Below are 5197 nucleotides of genomic sequence, written 5' to 3'. Positions count from 1 at the left end.
GTGGCCGATCACGCCATTCACTTTGCTGTCCACCAGCTTCTGCGCGGCCGACGTGGCCTGCTTCGGTTCGCCCGCGTCGTCTTCCGACAGCAGCACAAACTTCACGGCCTTGCCGTTGATCTTGAAGCCTTTGGCGTTCAGGTCGTCGACGGCCATCTGGGCGCCGTTACCCGTGTCCGTGCCCAGGTGGGCGGACTGGCCGGACAGCGGCCCCACATAGCCGATCTTGACCACTTCCTGCGCATTGGCGCCAGCCGACAAGGCCAGCGCCGCTGCGCTTGCTGCGATGAGTTTCTTTTGCATTTACTTCACAACTTCCATTTGGGTTTTCTTGCCGGCCTTGTAGGTGTACAGGGTCAGCGCGCCATCCTTGATGTCGCCATATTGGTCAAACGTGATCGGACCAGTAACGCCCTGGTGCTTGATCTTGGCCAGATAGGGCAGGTACTTGGCAGGTTCGGCCGAATTGGCTTCCTGCATGGCCTGGACCATGGTCATGATCGCGTCGTACACATACGGCGCGTACAGTTGCACGTCCTGGCCGAATTGTTTCTTGTAGCGGGCGCGGAAATCGTCGATGCCTTTGGACTGGTCGGCCGGTACGCCGCCCGCTTCCGCGCAGGTCACCACGCCGTCAGCTGCGGCGCCTGCGGACAGGCGATACAGCGCGTCGGTACACACGCCGTCGCCGCCCATGAATTTCGCGTTGATGCCGAGTGCCTTCATCTGGCGCAGCAGCGGGCCGCCGACGGAGTCCATGCCGCCGAAGAAGACCAGGTCCGGATTCTTGGACTTGATGTTGGTCAGGATGGCGTTGAAGTCGGTGGCGTTTGCGTTCGTGAATTCCTTGCCGACGATTTGCACGCCCGGTATGGCTTTCTTCGCGCCTTTAACGAATTCTTCTGCGACGCCCTGGCCGTAGGCGGTGCGGTCATCGATCACGGCGATTTTCTTGGCGCCCAGGTTCTTCACGGCATACGTGCCCAGCGTGCCGCCCAGCTTATTGTCGTTGGCGACGACACGGAAGGTCGTGTTGAATTTCTGCTTGGTGTAGACCGGGGAGGTGGCGGCTGGCGAAATCTGCGGAATGCCTGCGTCGTAATAAATCTTGGAGGCGGGGATGGTGGTGCCGGAGTTCAGGTGGCCAATCACGCCATTCACTTTTGCGTCGACCAGTTTCTGCGCGGCGTTGGTGCCTTGTTTCGGGTCGCCTGCGTCGTCTTCATACTGGATCACGAACTTGACCGGCTTGCCGCCGATCTTGATGTTCTTGGCGGTCAGGTCATCGACGGCCATCTTGGCGCCGTTTTCCATGTCCTTGCCAAGGTGTGCGTTCGCGCCGGAGACAGGGGCGACGTGGCCGATCTTGATGACTTCCTGGGCGTAGGCGCCAGTGGTAAAGGCCATCGCTACGGCGAAAGGAAGCAACTTGCTGGTCAACTGCATGGGTATTCTCCAAGAAAAATTGCACACGGAACAAGGTACATCAAAACGTGCAATTGGCAAAGCAGGAATTCCGCATGGATTTAACGTTTTTCGCTCTGCTTTGGTGCACTTGCCTGGAGATGGGTGATTTCCTGCTGCACGGCGCGCGTGACGATCTTGCCGATGGTGTCATGCAGGCCGTCGCGGATCTCGTCGGTCAGGCCGCGCAGGGCGTGGCTTAGCACTTCGGCCATGCTGTCCTTGATGCGCTGCTCCAGCACGAAGTCGACGCGGTTACTCAGCTGCTGCAGCACGCGCTCGCTGACCTGGCGCTCAAGCTGCGCCCAGTCGATGGCGTCTGCAACTGGCGCCGGCGCCGCGGGCTGCGCGTGCATTGGTTCGGCAGGAATCGACGCGGTGGCGTCGGCCGCTTCCGACGTGGACGGCACTGCGCCTTCTTCGGCGAGTGGCGCGACGGACGATTCGTCTGCGGCCAGTGCGACGGGCGACGCTGCGGCAGGCTGCGCTTCAGCGGCAGCCGCGCCGGCTGGTGAGGCGGCAGGCGCCACACGGAAAGGCCAGGCGGCGGCCCGCTCGGCGTGTACGACGGCCGCGCCGGCAGGCGTGCCGGCGGCGGCCTCGGAGGCGGCTGGCGTGGGGCGCAAGGCTGCAGCGGCTTGCGCAGAGTCCGGTGCGTCGGCCGCGGCGGGCGCTGGGAGCTGGTCTTGCAGCACTTCGGTCAGGACGGGGATGCTGGCGTCGAACTTGGTCATGCTTTACCTACGGTCAGATGGGACGGCTGGAATTCCTGGCGTTTGTAGGCAATGAAGCGCTGGCGGCCGGCAGCGGCATCCGCTTCGTCGGTGGAGATGACTTCGATCAGGCGCGGGAAGTTCTCGAACTGCGTCGGCGCGCGGCGCGACAGATTCACCAGCAGGTCCGCGTGCGGCAGCTCGACTTCATCGGTTTCGGTCAGCACGATCGCCGAATCCGGCGCCTTGGGATCATTGACGTGGGCATGCGGCAGAAAGTCCACGTCGGAGAACGTCCACAGCGCATGATCGAGCGCTGCCAACTGCTCGGCATCTTCCGTCATCACGACGATGCGGTTGCGCGCGCCGTAGGCCTTGCGCAGCAGGCGGCAAGCGTAGGCGATCTTGTCCGCCACATTGCTGTGGAAATCGATTTGCGTCATATCAGAACTGGAAACCAGGTGGTGCGTTGGATTGTTGCTGGGCCTTGCGGCGAGCCTCTTCGGCCGCCGCTGCGCGCGCGGAGTCCTGCGCGACTTGCTCGGCGCTTGGGCCTTTCGGCGGCGCTGCGGCGACAGGCGGCGGATTCTGGTAACCCTGCGGCAGCGCCTTGATGGTCGGATAGCCGGCGTTGGACAGCAACTCGTCCCAGGCCGACGATTCGAAGCCAACCTGTTTGGTGCGGCCGACAGTCAGCAGCGGCAGCTGGCCATCGCTGCCGGCAGCCTTCAGCGCTGCCTGATCGTCGGCGGAGGTCACGGTTCGCTCGCGGAAAGGAATGCCGCGGTTGTTCAGCAGCGCGCGGCCTTGCTCGCAGCCCGCACAGTTGGCGGTCGTGTACAGCACCACGGGACGTGCGCGTACGGCGTCCGCCAGTTCGGGCGGCAGGTCGGGATTGCCGCCGGTGTTGAAACTCTTTACTTCGGCCTTTTTCGCGGACGCAGGAGGCGGCGTGTCCGTGTAATGGGTTACGCCCTTATCGTCCTTCCATTTGTACATCTGCGCCTGGGCCGCCGCAGCGGCACACAGCAGCACCAGCAGGGCGGCGCGGCGCATCATGCGGCCATCCCGCTGTGACGCAGCAGCGCGTCGATGGTCGGCTCGCGGCCGCGGAAAGCCGTGAATGATTCCAGTGCAGGGCGCGAACCGCCAACGGCCAGAATCTCCTGCTGGAAGCGCTTGCCCGTTTCGGTCGACATCTTGCCGCCATCCAGCGCAGCCGCTTCTTCAAAGGCCGCGTAGGCGTCGGCCGACAGCACCTCGGCCCATTTGTAGCTGTAGTAGCCCGCCGCATAACCACCGGCGAAGATGTGGCCGAAGGAATTCTGGAAGCGGTTGAAGGCCGGCGGAACAATCACGGAGAACTTGCGGCGTACTTCGTCGATCACATCCTGCACCGACTTGCCGTTCTCCGGCTTGTAGTCGTAATGCAGATGCATGTCCAGCAGGGAGAACTCCACCTGTCGCAAGGTCTGCAGGCCGGACTGGAAGTTTTTCGCAGCCAGCATCTTGTCGTACAGCGCGCGCGGCAGCGGTTGCTGGGTGTGGACGTGGGCCGTCATGTGGCTCAGCACATCCCACTCCCAGCAGAAGTTTTCCATGAACTGCGATGGCAGCTCCACAGCATCCCATTCCACGCCGGAGATGCCGGACACCGCCAGCTCTTCCACCTTCGTCAGCATGTGATGCAGGCCGTGGCCGAATTCGTGGAACAGCGTGATCACTTCATCGTGCGTGAACAGCGATGGCTGCAGCTTGCCGTCGATAAGGGCTGGCTCGGTGAAGTTGCAGGTGAGGTAGGCGACCGGCGTTTGCAGCGCGCCTTCCTTCATGCRGCGGCCGCGCGCATCGTCCATCCATGCGCCACCGGACTTGCCGGCGCGGGCGTAGAGGTCCAGATAGAACTGTCCAATCAGCTTGCCATCACGCTCGATGCGGTAGAAGCGCACATCCTTGTGCCATGCGGGCGCCTGGTCCTGCACGATCGACACGCTGAACAGATTCTGCACCAGCTTGAACAGGCCGTCGATCACCTTATGTTCAGGGAAGTATTGCTTCACTTCCTGGGCCGAGAAGGCGTATTGGTGCTGCTGCAGCTTTTCGGAGGCGTATGGCAGATCCCATGCCTGCAGATCATTGATGCCCAGTTCTTTCGATGCGAATTGCTGCAGCTCTTTCAAATCCTTTTCCGCGAAGGGGCGGGCGCGCCTGGCCAGGTCTTCCAGGAAGGAGATCACCTGTTCAGGGCTTTGCGCCATCTTCGGCACCAGCGACACTTCGGCAAAATTCTTATAGCCCAGCAGGGAAGCTTCCTCTTCGCGCAGCTTCAGCAGGCTGACGATGTTCTGGGTGTTGTCCCACTTATCGCGCTCGCTGAACATTTCACCCAGGCCGGAAGCCTTGGTGGCATTGGCGCGGTAGACCTTTTCGCGCAGTTCGCGCTGATCGGCGAATTGCAGGATCGGGTAGTAGGATGGGAAGTGCAGGGTGAACATGAAGCCCTGTTTGCCTTCCTTGTCGGCCAGCGCTTTGGCGGCGGCCTTGACGTCGTCCGGCAGACCGGCCAGTTCGGCTTCGTCCGCGATCACCATCTTCCAGTCGTTGGTCGCATCCAGCACGTTCTCGCTGAAGCGGGTGGAGGTGGCGGCATGCTCTTCCTGGATGTCGGCGAAGCGTTCTTTCTTGTCCGCCGGGAGCTCGGCGCCGCCCATGCGGAAGTCGCGGATCGCATTGTCCACGATGCGCTTGCGCGCCGGGGACAGGGTGTTGAATTCCGTGCTGGCGCGCAGGGCCTTGTATTTGGCGAACAGGTTCTCGTTCTGGGCCAGGGCGGTCCAGAACTCGGTCACTTTCGGCAGGTTTTCGTTGTAGGTGGCGCGCAGCTCGGGCGTATCCACCACGTTGTTGAGATGACTGACAATGCCCCAGGCGCGGCCCAGCAGCTCGGTGGCATTCTCCAGCGGCGTCACGAAGTTATCCCAGGTGACGCTGTCGCCCGGCTTTTCCAGCGTGGCCACAGC

At 62.4% G+C, this 5197-nt stretch carries 6 protein-coding genes; all 6 read right to left on the bottom strand.

Annotated elements, in window-relative coordinates:
* Positions 1-303: ABC transporter substrate-binding protein (locus AB4Z11_RS22140; RefSeq protein WP_442027703.1), on the bottom strand; the 303-nt coding region annotated here is incomplete at its 3' end.
* Positions 304-1446 carry a branched-chain amino acid ABC transporter substrate-binding protein gene (locus tag AB4Z11_RS22135; RefSeq protein WP_442027702.1) on the bottom strand — a complete coding sequence of 381 codons (1143 nt, stop codon included), beginning with the start codon at positions 1444-1446 and terminating at the stop codon, positions 304-306. It lies immediately after the preceding gene.
* Between the two features lie 80 nt (positions 1447-1526).
* The gene (locus tag AB4Z11_RS22130; protein ID WP_442027701.1) at positions 1527-2198 is read right to left on the bottom strand and encodes a hypothetical protein; all 672 of its coding nucleotides are present in this window, start codon (positions 2196-2198) and stop codon (positions 1527-1529) included.
* Positions 2195-2620, bottom strand: coding sequence for a DNA polymerase III subunit chi (locus AB4Z11_RS22125; RefSeq protein ID WP_442027700.1), 426 nt, complete (start codon positions 2618-2620; stop codon positions 2195-2197). The genes AB4Z11_RS22130 and AB4Z11_RS22125 overlap by 4 nt, the downstream gene beginning before the upstream one ends.
* A gap of 1 nt (position 2621) precedes the next feature.
* On the bottom strand, positions 2622-3236 hold the full coding sequence (locus tag AB4Z11_RS22120; protein ID WP_442027699.1) for a glutaredoxin family protein: 615 nt from the start codon (positions 3234-3236) through the stop codon (positions 2622-2624).
* On the bottom strand, positions 3233-5197 hold a 1965-nt coding region (locus tag AB4Z11_RS22115; protein WP_442027697.1), incomplete at its 5' end, for a M3 family metallopeptidase. The genes AB4Z11_RS22120 and AB4Z11_RS22115, both read right to left, overlap by 4 nt.

It is taken from the genome of Pseudoduganella sp. RAF53_2 (assembly GCF_052113985.1).
Taxonomy (GTDB): domain Bacteria; phylum Pseudomonadota; class Gammaproteobacteria; order Burkholderiales; family Burkholderiaceae_D; genus Rugamonas.
Note: the sequence above shows the minus strand (reverse complement) of the source record. Positions and strands in the feature narration are given on the sequence as shown.